Source organism: Vibrio sp. 10N.286.49.E11, assembly GCF_041469505.1.
Taxonomy (GTDB): Bacteria; Pseudomonadota; Gammaproteobacteria; order Enterobacterales; family Vibrionaceae; genus Vibrio; species Vibrio crassostreae_C.
The window spans coordinates 1-14,376 of the sequence record NZ_JBFRKQ010000105.1; the positions used below are offsets into that span (position 1 = coordinate 1).

The following is a 14,376-nucleotide window of genomic DNA, read 5'->3' on the forward strand; positions in this document are numbered from 1 at the left end:
ACGTTCAAATGACTGTTGAGTTAATCGCTCCAATCGCAATGGACGAAGGTCTACGTTTCGCAATCCGCGAAGGTGGCCGTACAGTTGGTGCTGGTGTTGTAGCTAAAATCTTCGCTTAATAGCATTTAGATTTTTGCACTCTCTTCATTAGAAGAGCACGCATCTGAAAAGGGGAGCTTCGGCTTCCCTTTTGTTTTCTCAAAAGAAATATTACCTTCCATCTATCTTCTTCCCTCTCGATACAAAACCAACTTCCAATAAATTGCGATTATTTTTCCAACACTACTTGCATACTAAAGTGTGATCTGTATAATGCATCGCACTGGCTAACGCTGGTTGTGAACCAATGAGCACTGAGGAGTAGGTCTTACCTAGTAATGTATACTCAGCTTATGTTCGCGGTTAATAAAAATAGTAAACTTCTTGTTTACTTCAAAAGTTAACTGACAATGCGTCCTAATTTTGGGTGCTACGGTTTCACATAAATCAATCGGCATTCTCTCGTTTTATCGGGTTTGAGTGGCGATATTGTTTGTGTAATTTTTAATAATTGGAGCTCTGTCTCATGCAGAACCAACGTATTCGTATCCGCCTTAAAGCGTTTGATTACAAGCTAATCGATGCTTCAACTGCGGAAATCGTTGAAACAGCAAAACGTACTGGCGCACAGGTTCGTGGTCCTATTCCACTTCCTACTCGTAAAGAGCGTTTCACTGTTCTTACCTCTCCACACGTCAACAAAGATGCACGTGATCAGTACGAAATCCGTACTCACAAGCGTTTGATCGACATCGTTGAGCCAACAGATAAAACTGTTGATGCTCTAATGCGTCTTGATCTTGCAGCTGGCGTTGATGTTCAAATCAGCCTAGGTTAAGGGAGATAAGAATAATGATTGGTCTAGTCGGACGTAAAGTGGGTATGACCCGCGTATTTACTGAAGAAGGCGTTTCTATCCCAGTAACTGTTGTTGAGGTTGAAGCGAACCGTATTTCTCAAGTTAAAACTCTTGAGACAGACGGCTACGCAGCAATCCAAGTAACTACTGGTGCTAAGAAAGCTAACCGTGTAACTAAACCTGAAGCTGGTCACTTCGCGAAAGCGGGTGTAGAAGCAGGTCGCGGTCTTTGGGAATTCCGTTTAGAAAACGGCGAAGAGTTTGAAGTTGGCGCTGAGCTAAACGTAGAACTTTTCAACGAAATTAAAAAAGTAGACGTTACTGGTACATCTAAAGGTAAAGGCTTCCAAGGCGCTATCAAGCGTTGGAACTTCTCTACTCAAGATATGACTCACGGTAACTCTTTGTCTCACCGCGCACCGGGTTCAATTGGCCAATGTCAAACTCCAGGCCGCGTGTTTAAAGGCAAGAAAATGGCAGGTCACATGGGTGCTGAGCGTGTAACGACTCAAAACCTAGAGATCGTACGTGTTGACGCTGAGCGCAATCTACTCCTTATTAAAGGTGCAGTACCGGGCTCAACAGGCGGAAACGTGATCGTAAAACCTGCTGTTAAAGCATAACGTCTAGGAGTAAGTAATGGAATTGATGGTTAAAGGTGCTGATGCACTAACTGTTTCCGAGACTACTTTCGGACGTGACTTCAACGAAGCTCTTGTACACCAAGTAGTTGTTGCATATGCAGCAGGTGCTCGTCAAGGTACTCGTGCTCAAAAGACTCGTTCTGAAGTATCTGGCGGTGGCGCTAAGCCATGGCGTCAAAAAGGTACTGGCCGCGCACGTGCTGGTACAATTCGTAGCCCAATCTGGCGTACAGGTGGTGTTACTTTTGCTGCGAAACCACAAGATCACAGCCAAAAAGTAAACAAAAAAATGTACCGCGGTGCTATGAAGAGCATTCTTTCTGAGCTAGTTCGTCAAGAGCGTTTAATCGTTGTTGATAACTTCTCTGTAGAAGCACCAAAAACAAAAGAACTTGTAGCTAAGCTTAAAGAGCTTGAGCTAAGCGACGTTCTGATTGTGACTGGCGAAGTAGATGAAAATCTATTCTTAGCTGCTCGTAACCTATACAAAGTAGATGCACGTGATGTTGCTGGTGTTGATCCAGTATCACTAATCGCTTTCGACAAGGTTCTAATGACTGCTGACGCAGTTAAGCAAGTTGAGGAGATGCTAGCATGATCACTGAAGAGCGTATCTTAAAAGTTCTACGTGCTCCGCACATCTCTGAAAAAGCAACTATGGCAGCTGAGAAAGCGAACACTATCGTTTTCAAAGTAGCTAAAGATGCAACTAAGAAAGAGATCAAAGCAGCTGTAGAAAAGCTATTTGAAGTTGAAGTTAAGTCTGTAAATACTCTTGTATTAAAGGGTAAGACCAAACGTCAAGGTATGCGTGAAGGCCGTCGTTCAGACGTTAAGAAAGCCTACGTTACTTTGAAAGAAGGTCAAGATCTTGACTTCGTTGGCGGCGCGGAATAACAGGAGTAGTAAAAATGGCTATTGTTAAATGTAAGCCGACTTCCCCTGGTCGTCGTCACGTCGTTAAAGTTGTTAACGCTGACCTACACAAGGGTAAGCCATACGCACCACTTCTAGAGAAAAACTCTAAGAACGGTGGTCGTAACAACAACGGTCGTATTACAGTACGTCACATCGGTGGTGGTCATAAGCACCATTACCGTGTAATTGACTTCAAACGTACTAAAGATGGCATCCCAGCGAAAGTTGAGCGTCTAGAATACGATCCAAACCGTAGTGCTAACATCGCTCTAGTTCTGTACGCAGACGGTGAGCGTCGTTACATCATTGCACCTAAAGGTGTTAACGCAGGCGACCAGATTCAATCTGGCGTAGATGCTGCAATCAAAGCAGGTAACACTCTGCCGATGCGCAACATCCCAGTAGGTTCTACTGTACACTGTGTTGAACTTAAGCCTGGTAAAGGTGCTCAACTAGCTCGTTCGGCTGGTGCTTATGCTCAAATCATCGCTCGCGATGGTGCATACGTAACTATCCGTCTACGTTCTGGTGAGATGCGCAAAGTTCTTTCTGAAGGTCGTGCAACGATCGGTGAAGTTGGTAACTCTGAGCATATGCTACGTGAACTTGGTAAAGCTGGTGCTTCACGCTGGCGCGGCGTACGTCCAACCGTACGTGGTGTAGTAATGAACCCGGTGGATCACCCACATGGTGGTGGTGAAGGCCGCACATCTGGTGGTCGTCACCCAGTTTCTCCTTGGGGCGTTCCTACTAAGGGCTTCAAGACTCGTAAGAACAAGCGCACTGACAAGTACATCGTACGTCGTCGCACTAAATAATTTATAAAGAGGAATCGCCATGCCACGTTCTCTCAAGAAAGGTCCTTTTATTGACCTACACTTGCTGAAGAAGGTAGAGAAAGCGGTGGAAAGCGGAGACAAAAAGCCTATTAAGACTTGGTCCCGTCGCTCAATGATCATCCCAACAATGATTGGTTTGACCATCGCTGTCCATAATGGTCGTCAGCACGTTCCAGTTTTCGTTACCGAAGAAATGATCGGTCACAAACTGGGCGAATTTGCACCAACTCGTACTTATCGCGGTCATGCTGCAGATAAGAAAGCTAAGAAGAAATAAGGAGTAGATGATGGAAGCTTTAGCTAAACATAACTTTGCTCGTATTTCTCCACAGAAAGCTCGCTTAGTTGCAGACCAAATTCGCGGTAAGTCGGTAGACCAAGCTCTAGAAATTCTAACTTTCAGCAACAAAAAAGCTGCTGTATTAGTTAAGAAGGTTCTTGAGTCAGCTATCGCTAACGCGGAACATAACGAAGGTGCAGATATCGACGATCTAAATGTCGCTAAAATCTTCGTAGATGAGGGCCCTATCATGAAGCGTATTATGCCTCGTGCTAAAGGTCGTGCGGATCGTATCTTGAAGCGTTCAAGCCACATCACTATTGTTGTAGCAGATCGCTAAAGACTAGGAGAGTAAGCAATGGGTCAGAAAGTACATCCTAATGGTATTCGTCTTGGCATCGTTAAGCCTTGGAATGCTACATGGTTTGCTAATACCAACGAATTCGCTGACAACCTAGACGGCGACTTCAAGGTACGTCAGTTCCTTACAAAGGAACTACAAAAAGCATCATTATCTCGTATCGTTATCGAGCGTCCAGCTAAGAGCATCCGTGTGACTATTCACACTGCTCGCCCTGGCGTTGTTATCGGTAAGAAAGGTGAAGACGTAGAGAAGCTACGCGCAGCTGTAGCTAAAATCGCAGGTGTACCAGCGCAAATTAACATCGCTGAAGTACGTAAGCCTGAGCTAGATGGTCAGCTTGTAGCTGATAGCATCGCGTCTCAACTAGAGCGTCGTGTTATGTTCCGTCGTGCAATGAAGCGTGCGGTACAAAATGCTATGCGTCTAGGCGCTAAAGGCATCAAAGTACAAGTAGGCGGCCGTCTTGGCGGTGCTGAAATCGCACGTTCTGAGTGGTACCGTGAAGGCCGTGTGCCTCTACACACTCTACGTGCAGACATTGATTACGCAACTTCTTCGGCTCACACTCAATACGGTGTGATCGGCATTAAAGTTTGGATCTTCAAAGGTGAGATTCTAGGCGGTATGCCAGCTGCTAACGCAGTAGAGCCAAAAGGCGATAAGCCTAAGAAGCAGCGTAAAGGCCGTAAGTAAGGAGTCGAACGATGCTACAACCAAAACGTACTAAGTTCCGCAAGGTTATGACTGGTCGTAACCGTGGTCTAGCTAAAGGTACTGAAGTAAGCTTCGGCGAATTCGGTCTTAAAGCTGTTGGCCGTGGTCGTCTGACTGCACGTCAAATCGAAGCGGCACGTCGTGCTATGACACGTCACATTAAGCGTCAAGGTCAAATCTGGATTCGTGTATTCCCAGACAAGCCAATTACTGAAAAGCCTCTTGAAGTTCGTCAAGGTAAAGGTAAAGGTTCAGTTGCGTACTGGGTTGCTCAAATCCAACCAGGCAAAGTTATGTACGAGATGAATGGCGTACCTGAAGAGTTGGCACGTGAAGCGTTCCGCCTAGCGGCACGTAAACTGCCTGTTAAAACTACTTTTGTAACTAAGCAGGTGATGTGATGAAAGCACAAGATCTACGCGAAAAGAACGTTGAAGAGCTTAACGCTGAGCTATTGAATTTGCTACGTGAACAGTTCAACTTGCGCATGCAAGCTGCAACTGGTCAACTTCAGCAAACTCATACTCTAAAAGCTGTACGCCGTGACATCGCACGTGTGAAAACTGTTTTGACTGAAAAGGCAGGCGCATAATGAGCGAAACTAACCGCATCCAGCAAGGCCGTGTAGTAAGCGACAAGATGGACAAGTCTATCGTTGTTGCTATTGAACGCACTGTAAAACACCCAATTTACGGTAAGTTCATCAAACGCACGACTAAAGTACACGCACACGACGAAGACAACACTTGTGGCCTAGGCGACAAAGTTGAAATCGCTGAGTGTCGTCCTCTGTCTAAGACTAAGTCTTGGACATTGGTTAAAGTTCTAGAAAAAGCGAAGATTTAATCTTTGTAATTCTATAACTTATAAGCGGCTCCAAATTATTTTTTGGAGCCGCTTGTTTTTTGTCTACCCAATTTAAAAAAAGGGTGGTACAATTCGCGTCCCTTTTAAAGAGGCAGCCCGACCCGAGAGGGTCTAGTTTTAATATTTAGCGGAGCACTAACAATGATCCAGATGCAAAGTACACTTGACGCAGCAGATAACTCTGGCGCGCGCAAGGTAATGTGTATTAAGGTTCTGGGTGGCTCTCACCGCCGTTATGCACATATCGGTGACGTCATCAAGGTTACAGTGAAGGAAGCGATTCCTCGCGGTAAAGTAAAGAAAGGTGATGTTCTGAAGGCGGTAGTAGTGCGCACCCGTAAAGGCGTTCGTCGCCCAGACGGTTCTGTCATTCGCTTCGACAGTAATGCTTGTGTATTGTTAAATGACACTACTGAGCAACCAGTCGGCACACGTATCTTTGGTCCTGTGACTCGTGAACTTCGTAACGCGAAATTCATGAAGATTGTATCACTAGCACCTGAAGTTCTGTAAGGAGCGGCAATATGGCAGCTAAAATCCGTCGTAATGACGAAGTAATCATTCTTGCTGGTAAAGATAAAGGCAAGAAAGGTAAAGTAACTAAGGTTCTGACAACTGGTAAAGTTATCGTTGAAGGCATCAACCTTGTTAAGAAACACCAAAAGCCGGTTCCGGCTCTAGGTCAACAAGGTGGCATCGTTGAACAAGAAGCAGCTATTGATGCTTCTAACGTTGCTGTTTTTAACGCGGCTACTGGTAAAGCAGACCGTATCGGTTTCCGTATCGAAGATGGCAAGAAAGTTCGTTTCTTCAAATCTAACGGCGAAACTGTTTCTAACTAATTAGAAGTAATTTGGAGTTCTACTATGGCGAAACTGCATGATTACTACAAGTCGTCTGTAGTCGCTGAGCTTACCAAAGAGTTCAGCTACACAAGCGTCATGCAAGTCCCTAGGATTGAGAAAATCACCCTAAATATGGGCGTTGGTGAAGCAATCAACGATAAGAAACTGCTAGAAAACGCAGCAGCTGATATGGCAACGATCTCTGGTCAAAAGCCACTTATCACTAAAGCGCGTAAATCTGTAGCTGGTTTCAAAATTCGTGAAGGCTACCCAATTGGTTGTAAAGTAACCTTGCGTGGTGAGCGCATGTGGGAATTTTTAGAGCGTTTAATCTCTATCGCACTTCCGCGTGTACGTGATTTCCGTGGTGTTAGCGCTAAGTCTTTTGACGGTCGCGGTAACTACAGCATGGGCGTTCGCGAGCAAATCATCTTTCCGGAAATCGACTACGATAAAGTCGATCGTGTCCGCGGTCTTGATATCACTATCACGACTTCTGCGGGTTCCGATGAGGAAGGCCGAGCTCTGCTGGCTGCCTTTAACTTCCCATTCCGTAAGTAAGGGTAGGGTTACTGTTATGGCTAAACAATCAATGAAAGCACGTGAAGCTAAACGTGCAAAACTAGTAGCTAAGTTCGCTGAAAAGCGTTCTGCGCTAAAAGTTATCATTAGCGATGTAAACGCATCTGAAGAAGATCGTTGGAATGCGGTTCTTAAACTGCAATCTCTTCCACGTGATTCAAGTGCATCACGTCAGCGCAACCGTTGCAACCAAACTGGTCGTCCACACGGTTACCTACGTAAATTCGGTCTAAGCCGCATTAAGGTTCGTGAAGCTTGCATGAAAGGCGAGATTCCGGGTCTTCGTAAGGCTAGCTGGTAATTGCCACTTAATCATTTGGAGTAAATCTTATGAGCATGCAAGATCCGATTTCGGATATGCTGACCCGAGTTCGTAACGGTCAGGCAGCAAACAAAGTTGCTGTAAAAATGCCTTCTTCAAAGCTTAAAGTTGCAATTGCTGCATTACTTAAAGCTGAAGGTTACATCGTAGACTTCGCTGTTAACAGCGAAGCAAAACCTGAGCTAGAAGTTACTCTTAAGTACTTCCAAGCTAAACCTGTAATCGAGCAAATCAAGCGTGTATCACGTCCTGGTCTAAGAGTTTATAAAAATAAAGACTCTTTACCTACAGTGATGGGTGGTCTTGGTATTGCAGTTGTTTCTACTTCCAAGGGTCTGATGTCTGACCGTGCTGCTCGTAAAGCAGGTCTTGGCGGTGAAATCATCTGTTACGTAGCTTAAGGAGTAGATTATGTCTCGTGTTGCTAAAGCACCTGTCGCTATTCCAGCTGGCGTAGAGGTGAAACTAAACGGCCAAGAAGTTACTGTAAAAGGTAGCAAAGGTGAGCTTACTCGCGTTCTTAACAGCGCCGTAGTTATTGCACAGGAAGAAACCAACCTAACTTTCGGTCCGAAAGAAGGTGTTACTAACGCATGGGCACAAGCTGGTACAGCTCGCGCTCTAGTTAATAACATGGTTGTGGGTGTTACTGAGGGCTTCACTAAGAAGCTAACTCTTAAGGGTGTTGGTTACCGTGCTGCTATGAAAGGCAACTCTGTAGCTCTAACTCTTGGTTTTTCTCACCCAGTAGAGCACGCTCTACCTGAAGGTATTAAAGCTGAGTGCCCTAGCCAAACTGAGATCATCATTACTGGTTGCGATAAGCAAGTAGTAGGTCAAGTTGCGGCTGACATTCGTTCTTACCGTGCTCCTGAGCCTTACAAAGGCAAAGGTGTTCGTTACGCAGATGAAAATGTGCGTACTAAAGAAGCTAAGAAGAAGTAAGGTATCACTATGGATAAGAAAGCATCTCGCATCCGTCGTGCTACACGTGCACGTCGTAAGATTGCAGAACTTGGTGCAACTCGCCTGGTAGTACACCGTACTCCTCGCCATGTTTACGCACAAGTTATCGCGGCAAACGGCTCTGAGGTTATCGCAGCTGCTTCTACTGTAGAAAAAGCGATCCGTGAGCAAGTTAAGAACACTGGTAACGTTGATGCAGCTAAAGCAGTTGGTAAAGCTGTTGCTGAGCGCGCTCTTGAAAAAGGCGTAGCTTCAGTTGCATTTGATCGTTCTGGTTTCCAATACCACGGTCGAGTAGCGGCGCTAGCAGAATCTGCTCGCGAAGCTGGTCTGAAATTCTAAGGTAGGGTTGGAAGATGGCTAAAGAACAACAACAAGCTAATGATTTGCAAGAAAAGCTGATCGCAGTTAACCGTGTATCTAAGACGGTTAAAGGTGGTCGAATCATGAGCTTTACTGCACTAACAGTAGTTGGTGACGGTAACGGTCGCGTAGGTTTCGGTTACGGCAAAGCTCGTGAAGTACCTGCTGCGATTCAAAAAGCAATGGAAAAAGCGCGCCGTAACATGGTTACAGTATCGCTTAACGAAGGCACTCTTCACCACCCGGTGAAAGGTCGTCATTCGGGCTCTAAAGTTTACATGCAGCCAGCTGCAGAAGGTACAGGTGTTATTGCCGGCGGTGCAATGCGTGCTGTACTTGAAGTTGCGGGCGTACATAACGTACTTTCTAAAGCATACGGTTCAACGAACCCGATCAACATCGTTCGTGCAACGATTGGTGCTCTAGTAGACGTTAAGTCACCAGAAATGGTTGCTGCTAAACGTGGTCTAACTGTTGAATCTATTTCGGAGTAAGCACACGATGGCAACTATTAAAGTAACTCAAACTAAAAGCTCAATTGGTCGCCTACCTAAGCACAAAGCGTGTCTTAAAGGTCTAGGTCTTCGTCGCATCAACCATACAGTAGAACTTGAAGATACACCGTGCGTACGCGGTATGATCAACAAGGTTTACTACATGGTTAAGATTGAGGAGTAATCAGAATGCGTTTGAATACTCTATCACCGGCTGCTGGCTCTAAACCTTCTAAGAAGCGTGTAGGTCGTGGTATCGGTTCTGGCCTTGGTAAAACAGGTGGCCGCGGTCACAAAGGTCAAAAGTCACGTTCTGGCGGCTCTGTTCGTCCAGGTTTTGAAGGCGGTCAAATGCCTCTAAAACAACGTCTACCTAAATTCGGTTTCACTTCTCGTAAGAGCCTAGTGTCTGCTGAAGTTCGTCTAGCTGAGCTAGCGAAAGTAACAGGTGACGTAGTTGATCTTAACAGCCTTAAAGCTGCTAACGTTATCACTAAGAACATCGAGTTTGTTAAGATCGTTCTTTCTGGTGACCTAAGCAAAGCTGTGACTGTTAAAGGTCTACGCGTGACTAAAGGCGCTAAAGCTGCAATCGAAGCTGCAGGCGGTAAAATCGAGGAATAATCTCGAGGAACGAGGTACAGATGGCTAAGAAACCAGGACAAGATTTTCGTAGTGCTCAGAGCGGCTTAAGTGAACTAAAGTCGCGCTTATTATTCGTAATTGGTGCACTTTTAGTATTCCGAGCCGGCTCTTTTGTGCCGATCCCTGGTATTGACGCAGCTGTACTTGCCGATTTGTTCGATCAGCAAAAAGGTACCATCGTAGAAATGTTTAACATGTTCTCCGGTGGTGCTCTTGAGCGTGCATCTATATTAGCATTGGGTATCATGCCGTACATTTCGGCATCGATCGTAGTCCAATTGCTAACTGTAGTTCATCCAGCGTTAGCGGAACTCAAGAAAGAGGGTGAAGCAGGCCGTCGTAAGATAAGCCAATATACACGCTACGGCACGCTTGTACTTGCAACATTCCAAGCTATTGGTATCGCAACAGGCTTACCAAACATGGTCGACAATCTGGTTGTTATCAACCAAACCATGTTTACGCTTATTGCTACCGTGAGTTTAGTAACTGGTACCATGTTCTTAATGTGGTTAGGTGAACAAATCACTGAGCGAGGAATCGGTAATGGTATTTCCATTCTGATTTTTGCAGGTATTGTTGCTGGATTGCCTTCTGCAATCGGTCAAACAATCGAGCAAGCGCGTCAAGGTGAATTGCATGTGCTTCTTCTGCTGTTGATTGCTGTATTGTCTTTTGCTGTTATTTACTTCGTAGTTTTCATGGAACGTGGTCAACGTCGTATCGTCGTTAACTATGCGAAACGTCAACAAGGTCGTAAAGTTTTTGCAGCACAAAGCTCTCACTTGCCTCTTAAGATTAATATGGCAGGTGTTATTCCAGCGATTTTCGCATCAAGTATTATTTTGTTCCCAGGAACATTAGCGCAGTGGTTTGGTCAAAATGGTGAAAGCAGCGCGTTCGGTTGGTTAACTGACGTGTCATTAGCTCTTAGCCCAGGTCAACCTTTGTATGTAATGCTTTATGCAGCAGCTATAATCTTCTTCTGTTTCTTCTATACAGCGTTGGTGTTTAACCCACGTGAAACAGCTGATAACTTGAAGAAGTCTGGTGCATTCGTACCCGGTATCCGCCCAGGTGAGCAGACAGCGAAATATATCGATAAAGTGATGACTAGACTAACCCTTGCGGGCGCTCTATACATTACTTTTATATGTCTGATTCCTGAGTTCATGATGGTCGCGTGGAACGTTCGTTTCTACTTTGGCGGCACATCACTACTAATCGTAGTGGTAGTTATCATGGATTTCATGGCACAGGTACAGACTCATCTGATGTCACAACAGTATGATTCTGTGTTAAAGAAAGCGAATCTGAAGGGTTACGGCCGTTAATTCGGTGGTAACAATTTCGATTCCATTTACGGAGTTTAGCAATGAAAGTTCGTGCTTCCGTTAAAAAAATCTGCCGTAACTGTAAAGTTATCAAGCGTAACGGTGTCGTTCGCGTGATTTGCAGTGAGCCAAAGCATAAGCAACGCCAAGGCTAATTAGCAGAAATTTTTACTTGAAATACAAGGTAGAGTCGAGTATATTCCTCGGCCTACCTTTTGCGTGCAAAAGAAGTAGTATGCCGCAGCGTATCCATAACGGGCTTTGCTGCGGATAATTCTTTTATGAACCCCTTAGGAGTGAATAATGGCCCGTATAGCCGGCATTAACATTCCTGATCATAAGCATTCTGTAATTGCACTTACTGCAATCTACGGTATCGGTAAAACTCGCTCTCAAGCTATTCTAGCTGAAGTGGGTATTGCTGAAGATGCTAAGATCAGTGAACTAACTGAAGAGCAGATCGATCAACTGCGTGATGGTGTAGCTAAGTACACTGTAGAAGGTGATCTACGTCGTGAAGTATCGATGAACATCAAGCGTCTTATGGACCTTGGCTGTTACCGCGGTCTTCGTCATCGTCGCAGTCTACCACTACGTGGACAGCGTACTAAAACCAACGCTCGCACCCGTAAGGGTCCGCGCAAGCCGATCAAGAAATAGTCGGATAAGGTAGAGTACAATGGCAAAACAACCAACTCGCGCGCGTAAGCGCGTACGCAAGCAAGTAGCTGATGGCGTAGCGCACATTCATGCTTCTTTCAACAACACAATCGTAACTATCACTGACCGTCAAGGCAACGCTCTTGCATGGGCTACAGCAGGTGGTTCAGGTTTCCGTGGTTCTCGTAAATCTACTCCGTTCGCAGCACAAGTTGCAGCTGAGCGTTGTGGTGAAATGGCTAAAGAATATGGCCTAAAGAACTTGGAAGTTATGGTTAAGGGTCCAGGTCCAGGTCGCGAATCTACTGTTCGTGCACTGAACGCTGCTGGTTTCCGTATCACTAACATTGTTGATGCGACACCAATCCCTCATAACGGTTGTCGTCCACCTAAGAAACGTCGCGTTTAAGTTTCGTTTCTAGGAATATTGGAGAAAGATCATGGCAAGATATTTGGGTCCTAAGCTTAAGCTTAGCCGTCGCGAAGGTACTGACTTATTCCTTAAGTCTGGTGTCCGTGCGATCGATACCAAGTGTAAAATTGATAACGCACCAGGTGTACACGGCGCTCGTCGCGGTCGTCTATCTGAGTATGGCGTTCAGCTTCGTGAGAAGCAAAAAGTTCGTCGTATCTACGGCGTTCTAGAAAAACAATTCCGCAACTACTACAAAGAAGCTGCACGTCTTAAAGGCAACACAGGTGCAAACCTGCTTCAGCTTCTTGAAGGTCGTCTTGATAACGTAGTTTACCGTATGGGCTTTGGCGCTACTCGTGCTGAATCTCGTCAACTAGTTAGCCACAAGTCTATTCTAGTTAACGGTAAAGTTGTAAACGTTCCTTCTTTCAAAGTAGCGGCAAACGACGTTGTTTCTATCCGCGAGAAAGCTAAACAGCAATCTCGTATTAAAGCGGCTCTAGAAGTTGCTGAACAACGTGAAAAGCCAACTTGGATTGAAGTAGATGCTGGCAAAATGGAAGGTACATTCAAGCGTATGCCTGAGCGTTCTGACCTATCAGCTGACATCAATGAACACTTGATCGTCGAACTTTACTCTAAGTAAGGTTAAAAAAAGAGAGGACACAATGCAGGGTTCTGTAACAGAATTTCTTAAGCCGCGTCTTGTTGACATTGAACAGATCAATACGACACACGCGAAAGTAACTCTTGAGCCATTAGAGCGCGGTTTCGGCCACACTCTAGGTAATGCTCTTCGCCGCATTCTTCTATCTTCTATGCCGGGTTGTGCCGTAACAGAAGTTGAAATTGAAGGTGTGCTACACGAATACAGCACTAAAGAAGGCGTTCAGGAAGATATCCTGGAAATCCTTCTAAACCTTAAAGGTTTGGCTGTACGCGTTGCTGAAGGCAAAGATGAAGTGTTTATTACACTGAACAAATCAGGCTCAGGCCCTGTTGTTGCAGGTGACATCACCCACGATGGTGATGTAGAGATCGCTAACCCTGAGCACGTAATTTGTCACCTAACGGATGACAACGCTGAGATCGCTATGCGTATCAAAGTAGAACGTGGTCGTGGTTACGTTCCAGCTTCAGCTCGTATCCATACTGAAGAAGATGAGCGTCCTATCGGTCGTCTACTAGTTGACGCTACTTACAGCCCGGTTGATAAAATCGCTTACGCTGTAGAAGCGGCACGTGTAGAACAACGTACTGATTTAGACAAGCTTGTTATCGATATGGAAACGAACGGTACTCTAGAACCTGAGGAAGCAATCCGTCGTGCAGCTACTATTTTAGCTGAACAACTGGATGCGTTCGTAGATCTTCGTGATGTACGTGTACCTGAGGAGAAGGAAGAGAAGCCAGAATTCGATCCTATCCTACTACGTCCTGTAGACGATCTTGAACTAACAGTTCGCTCTGCTAACTGTTTGAAAGCAGAAGCGATTCACTACATCGGTGATCTTGTACAGCGCACTGAGGTTGAGCTACTTAAAACGCCAAACCTTGGTAAGAAATCTCTTACAGAGATTAAAGATGTGCTTGCTTCACGTGGTCTTTCTCTAGGCATGCGTCTAGAAAACTGGCCACCAGCGTCAATCGCTGAAGATTAATCGAAAAGTTAGAAGGATTAGGTCATGCGCCATCGTAAAAGTGGTCGTCAACTCAACCGCAACAGCAGTCATCGCAAAGCGATGTTCAGCAACATGGCTAGCTCTCTTGTTCGTCACGAAGTTATTAAAACTACCGTGCCTAAAGCAAAAGAACTACGTCGCGTAATTGAGCCATTGATTACCCTAGCTAAGACAGACAGTGTTGCTAACCGTCGTCTTGCATTTGCTCGCACTCGTGATAACGAAGTTGTGGCAAAACTATTTAATGAACTAGGCCCGCGTTTCGCGGCTCGCCAAGGTGGTTACACTCGCATTCTTAAATGTGGTTTCCGTACTGGTGATAAAGCTCCAATGGCTTACATTGAGCTTGTAGACCGCCCAGCTGCTGAAGAAGCTGCTGAGTAATCTATACTAGATTCTTAATACAAAAGCCGAGCATTAGCTCGGCTTTTTTGTGTCTGTAGAACAAGGAATAGACAATAGAAATTGCACCATGATGTTTGGCATTTTTTGCTTGTCTTGTCTGCGCCATTTTTCAAAAATATCTCGTATCTCGTATCTCGTA

General features: G+C 45.2%; 28 protein-coding genes and 1 pseudogene. All 29 read left to right on the plus strand.

Annotated features, from left to right (window positions below; translation table 11 throughout):
- A pseudogene (locus AB4167_RS20910) lies at positions 1–119 on the plus strand (elongation factor Tu); the annotation flags it as partial.
- A 446-nt stretch (positions 120–565) separates the two neighbouring features.
- Positions 566–877: a 30S ribosomal protein S10 gene (gene rpsJ, locus AB4167_RS20915; protein WP_004736761.1), complete on the plus strand. Its 312-nt coding sequence runs from the start codon at positions 566–568 to the stop codon at positions 875–877.
- Positions 878–891: 14 nt separating this feature from the next.
- Positions 892–1,521 carry a 50S ribosomal protein L3 gene (gene rplC, locus AB4167_RS20920; RefSeq protein ID WP_004736763.1) on the plus strand — a complete coding sequence of 210 codons (630 nt, stop codon included), beginning with the start codon at positions 892–894 and terminating at the stop codon, positions 1,519–1,521.
- Between the two features lie 16 nt (positions 1,522–1,537).
- A complete protein-coding gene (rplD, locus tag AB4167_RS20925; RefSeq protein WP_004738803.1) occupies positions 1,538–2,140 on the plus strand; it encodes a 50S ribosomal protein L4 in 603 nt (200 codons plus the stop codon).
- Positions 2,137–2,439: a 50S ribosomal protein L23 gene (gene rplW / locus AB4167_RS20930; RefSeq protein ID WP_004736765.1), complete on the plus strand. Its 303-nt coding sequence runs from the start codon at positions 2,137–2,139 to the stop codon at positions 2,437–2,439. Before rplD ends, rplW begins: the two co-directional genes overlap by 4 nt.
- A 14-nt stretch (positions 2,440–2,453) precedes the next feature.
- Entirely contained in the window at positions 2,454–3,278 is an 825-nt protein-coding gene (gene rplB / locus AB4167_RS20935) for a 50S ribosomal protein L2 (RefSeq protein WP_010435149.1), read from the plus strand.
- Between the two features lie 19 nt (positions 3,279–3,297).
- Entirely contained in the window at positions 3,298–3,576 is a 279-nt protein-coding gene (gene rpsS, locus AB4167_RS20940) for a 30S ribosomal protein S19 (RefSeq protein ID WP_004736729.1), read from the plus strand.
- 10 nt (positions 3,577–3,586) lie between these two features.
- Positions 3,587–3,919 (plus strand): 50S ribosomal protein L22, encoded by a 333-nt coding sequence (gene rplV, locus AB4167_RS20945; protein WP_004736732.1) that lies wholly within the window; start codon positions 3,587–3,589, stop codon positions 3,917–3,919.
- 18 nt (positions 3,920–3,937) lie between these two features.
- Positions 3,938–4,636, plus strand: coding sequence for a 30S ribosomal protein S3 (gene rpsC / locus AB4167_RS20950; RefSeq protein WP_004736734.1), 699 nt, complete (start codon positions 3,938–3,940; stop codon positions 4,634–4,636).
- A gap of 11 nt (positions 4,637–4,647) precedes the next feature.
- On the plus strand, positions 4,648–5,058 hold the full coding sequence (gene rplP, locus AB4167_RS20955; protein ID WP_004736736.1) for a 50S ribosomal protein L16: 411 nt from the start codon (positions 4,648–4,650) through the stop codon (positions 5,056–5,058).
- On the plus strand, positions 5,058–5,249 hold the full coding sequence (rpmC, locus tag AB4167_RS20960) for a 50S ribosomal protein L29 (RefSeq protein ID WP_004736737.1): 192 nt from the start codon (positions 5,058–5,060) through the stop codon (positions 5,247–5,249). Before rplP ends, rpmC begins: the two co-directional genes overlap by 1 nt.
- Positions 5,249–5,503 (plus strand): 30S ribosomal protein S17, encoded by a 255-nt coding sequence (gene rpsQ / locus AB4167_RS20965; RefSeq protein WP_004736739.1) that lies wholly within the window; start codon positions 5,249–5,251, stop codon positions 5,501–5,503. The genes rpmC and rpsQ overlap by 1 nt, the downstream gene beginning before the upstream one ends.
- Positions 5,504–5,665: 162 nt before the next feature.
- Positions 5,666–6,037 carry a 50S ribosomal protein L14 gene (rplN, locus tag AB4167_RS20970; RefSeq protein ID WP_004736740.1) on the plus strand — a complete coding sequence of 124 codons (372 nt, stop codon included), beginning with the start codon at positions 5,666–5,668 and terminating at the stop codon, positions 6,035–6,037.
- Between the two features lie 11 nt (positions 6,038–6,048).
- The gene (rplX, locus tag AB4167_RS20975) at positions 6,049–6,366 is read left to right on the plus strand and encodes a 50S ribosomal protein L24 (protein ID WP_004738792.1); all 318 of its coding nucleotides are present in this window, start codon (positions 6,049–6,051) and stop codon (positions 6,364–6,366) included.
- Between the two features lie 24 nt (positions 6,367–6,390).
- Positions 6,391–6,930, plus strand: a complete 540-nt coding sequence (gene rplE, locus AB4167_RS20980; protein ID WP_004738790.1) for a 50S ribosomal protein L5 — start codon at positions 6,391–6,393, stop codon at positions 6,928–6,930.
- Between the two features lie 16 nt (positions 6,931–6,946).
- Positions 6,947–7,252, plus strand: a complete 306-nt coding sequence (gene rpsN, locus AB4167_RS20985) for a 30S ribosomal protein S14 (RefSeq protein WP_004738789.1) — start codon at positions 6,947–6,949, stop codon at positions 7,250–7,252.
- A gap of 29 nt (positions 7,253–7,281) precedes the next feature.
- Positions 7,282–7,674, plus strand: coding sequence for a 30S ribosomal protein S8 (rpsH, locus tag AB4167_RS20990; protein ID WP_017061309.1), 393 nt, complete (start codon positions 7,282–7,284; stop codon positions 7,672–7,674).
- A 10-nt stretch (positions 7,675–7,684) separates the two neighbouring features.
- The gene (gene rplF, locus AB4167_RS20995; RefSeq protein WP_017063712.1) at positions 7,685–8,218 is read left to right on the plus strand and encodes a 50S ribosomal protein L6; all 534 of its coding nucleotides are present in this window, start codon (positions 7,685–7,687) and stop codon (positions 8,216–8,218) included.
- Positions 8,219–8,227: 9 nt separating this feature from the next.
- Complete coding sequence (gene rplR / locus AB4167_RS21000) at positions 8,228–8,581, plus strand: 50S ribosomal protein L18 (RefSeq protein WP_004738784.1); 354 nt, start codon at positions 8,228–8,230, stop codon at positions 8,579–8,581.
- 14 nt (positions 8,582–8,595) lie between these two features.
- Positions 8,596–9,096, plus strand: a complete 501-nt coding sequence (rpsE, locus tag AB4167_RS21005) for a 30S ribosomal protein S5 (RefSeq protein WP_017061307.1) — start codon at positions 8,596–8,598, stop codon at positions 9,094–9,096.
- 7 nt (positions 9,097–9,103) lie between these two features.
- A complete protein-coding gene (gene rpmD, locus AB4167_RS21010) occupies positions 9,104–9,280 on the plus strand; it encodes a 50S ribosomal protein L30 (protein ID WP_004736756.1) in 177 nt (58 codons plus the stop codon).
- Between the two features lie 5 nt (positions 9,281–9,285).
- Positions 9,286–9,720 (plus strand): 50S ribosomal protein L15, encoded by a 435-nt coding sequence (gene rplO / locus AB4167_RS21015; protein ID WP_004736758.1) that lies wholly within the window; start codon positions 9,286–9,288, stop codon positions 9,718–9,720.
- Positions 9,721–9,740: 20 nt separating this feature from the next.
- On the plus strand, positions 9,741–11,075 hold the full coding sequence (gene secY, locus AB4167_RS21020) for a preprotein translocase subunit SecY (RefSeq protein ID WP_004738781.1): 1,335 nt from the start codon (positions 9,741–9,743) through the stop codon (positions 11,073–11,075).
- 41 nt (positions 11,076–11,116) lie between these two features.
- Positions 11,117–11,230, plus strand: a complete 114-nt coding sequence (gene rpmJ, locus AB4167_RS21025; RefSeq protein WP_000868186.1) for a 50S ribosomal protein L36 — start codon at positions 11,117–11,119, stop codon at positions 11,228–11,230.
- Positions 11,231–11,378: 148 nt separating this feature from the next.
- Positions 11,379–11,735: a 30S ribosomal protein S13 gene (gene rpsM, locus AB4167_RS21030; RefSeq protein ID WP_004738779.1), complete on the plus strand. Its 357-nt coding sequence runs from the start codon at positions 11,379–11,381 to the stop codon at positions 11,733–11,735.
- 19 nt (positions 11,736–11,754) lie between these two features.
- Entirely contained in the window at positions 11,755–12,144 is a 390-nt protein-coding gene (gene rpsK, locus AB4167_RS21035; protein ID WP_004738778.1) for a 30S ribosomal protein S11, read from the plus strand.
- A 31-nt stretch (positions 12,145–12,175) separates the two neighbouring features.
- Positions 12,176–12,796, plus strand: a complete 621-nt coding sequence (rpsD, locus tag AB4167_RS21040; protein ID WP_004738777.1) for a 30S ribosomal protein S4 — start codon at positions 12,176–12,178, stop codon at positions 12,794–12,796.
- A gap of 22 nt (positions 12,797–12,818) precedes the next feature.
- Positions 12,819–13,811: a DNA-directed RNA polymerase subunit alpha gene (locus tag AB4167_RS21045; protein WP_004729813.1), complete on the plus strand. Its 993-nt coding sequence runs from the start codon at positions 12,819–12,821 to the stop codon at positions 13,809–13,811.
- 24 nt (positions 13,812–13,835) lie between these two features.
- Complete coding sequence (gene rplQ / locus AB4167_RS21050; RefSeq protein ID WP_004729812.1) at positions 13,836–14,216, plus strand: 50S ribosomal protein L17; 381 nt, start codon at positions 13,836–13,838, stop codon at positions 14,214–14,216.
- Positions 14,217–14,376 lie beyond the last annotated feature (160 nt).

Bases quoted from the DNA above. Each gene is read 5' to 3' on its own strand.
- rplF (WP_017063712.1), top strand. From the start codon at position 7,685: ATGTCTCGTGTTGCTAAAGCACCTGTCGCTATTCCAGCTGGCGTAGAG.
- rplE (WP_004738790.1), top strand. From the start codon at position 6,391: ATGGCGAAACTGCATGATTACTACAAGTCGTCTGTAGTCGCTGAGCTT.
- rplP (WP_004736736.1), top strand. From the start codon at position 4,648: ATGCTACAACCAAAACGTACTAAGTTCCGCAAGGTTATGACTGGTCGT.
- rpsS (WP_004736729.1), top strand. From the start codon at position 3,298: ATGCCACGTTCTCTCAAGAAAGGTCCTTTTATTGACCTACACTTGCTG.
- rplN (WP_004736740.1), top strand. From the start codon at position 5,666: ATGATCCAGATGCAAAGTACACTTGACGCAGCAGATAACTCTGGCGCG.
- rplR (WP_004738784.1), top strand. From the start codon at position 8,228: ATGGATAAGAAAGCATCTCGCATCCGTCGTGCTACACGTGCACGTCGT.
- rpsJ (WP_004736761.1), top strand. From the start codon at position 566: ATGCAGAACCAACGTATTCGTATCCGCCTTAAAGCGTTTGATTACAAG.
- rpsC (WP_004736734.1), top strand. From the start codon at position 3,938: ATGGGTCAGAAAGTACATCCTAATGGTATTCGTCTTGGCATCGTTAAG.
- rpmC (WP_004736737.1), top strand. From the start codon at position 5,058: ATGAAAGCACAAGATCTACGCGAAAAGAACGTTGAAGAGCTTAACGCT.
- rplB (WP_010435149.1), top strand. From the start codon at position 2,454: ATGGCTATTGTTAAATGTAAGCCGACTTCCCCTGGTCGTCGTCACGTC.
- rpsK (WP_004738778.1), top strand. From the start codon at position 11,755: ATGGCAAAACAACCAACTCGCGCGCGTAAGCGCGTACGCAAGCAAGTA.
- rplD (WP_004738803.1), top strand. From the start codon at position 1,538: ATGGAATTGATGGTTAAAGGTGCTGATGCACTAACTGTTTCCGAGACT.
- rplC (WP_004736763.1), top strand. From the start codon at position 892: ATGATTGGTCTAGTCGGACGTAAAGTGGGTATGACCCGCGTATTTACT.
- rpsQ (WP_004736739.1), top strand. From the start codon at position 5,249: ATGAGCGAAACTAACCGCATCCAGCAAGGCCGTGTAGTAAGCGACAAG.
- AB4167_RS21045 (WP_004729813.1), top strand. From the start codon at position 12,819: ATGCAGGGTTCTGTAACAGAATTTCTTAAGCCGCGTCTTGTTGACATT.
- rpmD (WP_004736756.1), top strand. From the start codon at position 9,104: ATGGCAACTATTAAAGTAACTCAAACTAAAAGCTCAATTGGTCGCCTA.
- rpsD (WP_004738777.1), top strand. From the start codon at position 12,176: ATGGCAAGATATTTGGGTCCTAAGCTTAAGCTTAGCCGTCGCGAAGGT.
- rplQ (WP_004729812.1), top strand. From the start codon at position 13,836: ATGCGCCATCGTAAAAGTGGTCGTCAACTCAACCGCAACAGCAGTCAT.
- rplX (WP_004738792.1), top strand. From the start codon at position 6,049: ATGGCAGCTAAAATCCGTCGTAATGACGAAGTAATCATTCTTGCTGGT.
- rpsN (WP_004738789.1), top strand. From the start codon at position 6,947: ATGGCTAAACAATCAATGAAAGCACGTGAAGCTAAACGTGCAAAACTA.
- secY (WP_004738781.1), top strand. From the start codon at position 9,741: ATGGCTAAGAAACCAGGACAAGATTTTCGTAGTGCTCAGAGCGGCTTA.
- rpsM (WP_004738779.1), top strand. From the start codon at position 11,379: ATGGCCCGTATAGCCGGCATTAACATTCCTGATCATAAGCATTCTGTA.
- rpsH (WP_017061309.1), top strand. From the start codon at position 7,282: ATGAGCATGCAAGATCCGATTTCGGATATGCTGACCCGAGTTCGTAAC.
- rplV (WP_004736732.1), top strand. From the start codon at position 3,587: ATGGAAGCTTTAGCTAAACATAACTTTGCTCGTATTTCTCCACAGAAA.
- rplO (WP_004736758.1), top strand. From the start codon at position 9,286: ATGCGTTTGAATACTCTATCACCGGCTGCTGGCTCTAAACCTTCTAAG.
- rpsE (WP_017061307.1), top strand. From the start codon at position 8,596: ATGGCTAAAGAACAACAACAAGCTAATGATTTGCAAGAAAAGCTGATC.
- rplW (WP_004736765.1), top strand. From the start codon at position 2,137: ATGATCACTGAAGAGCGTATCTTAAAAGTTCTACGTGCTCCGCACATC.
- rpmJ (WP_000868186.1), top strand. From the start codon at position 11,117: ATGAAAGTTCGTGCTTCCGTTAAAAAAATCTGCCGTAACTGTAAAGTT.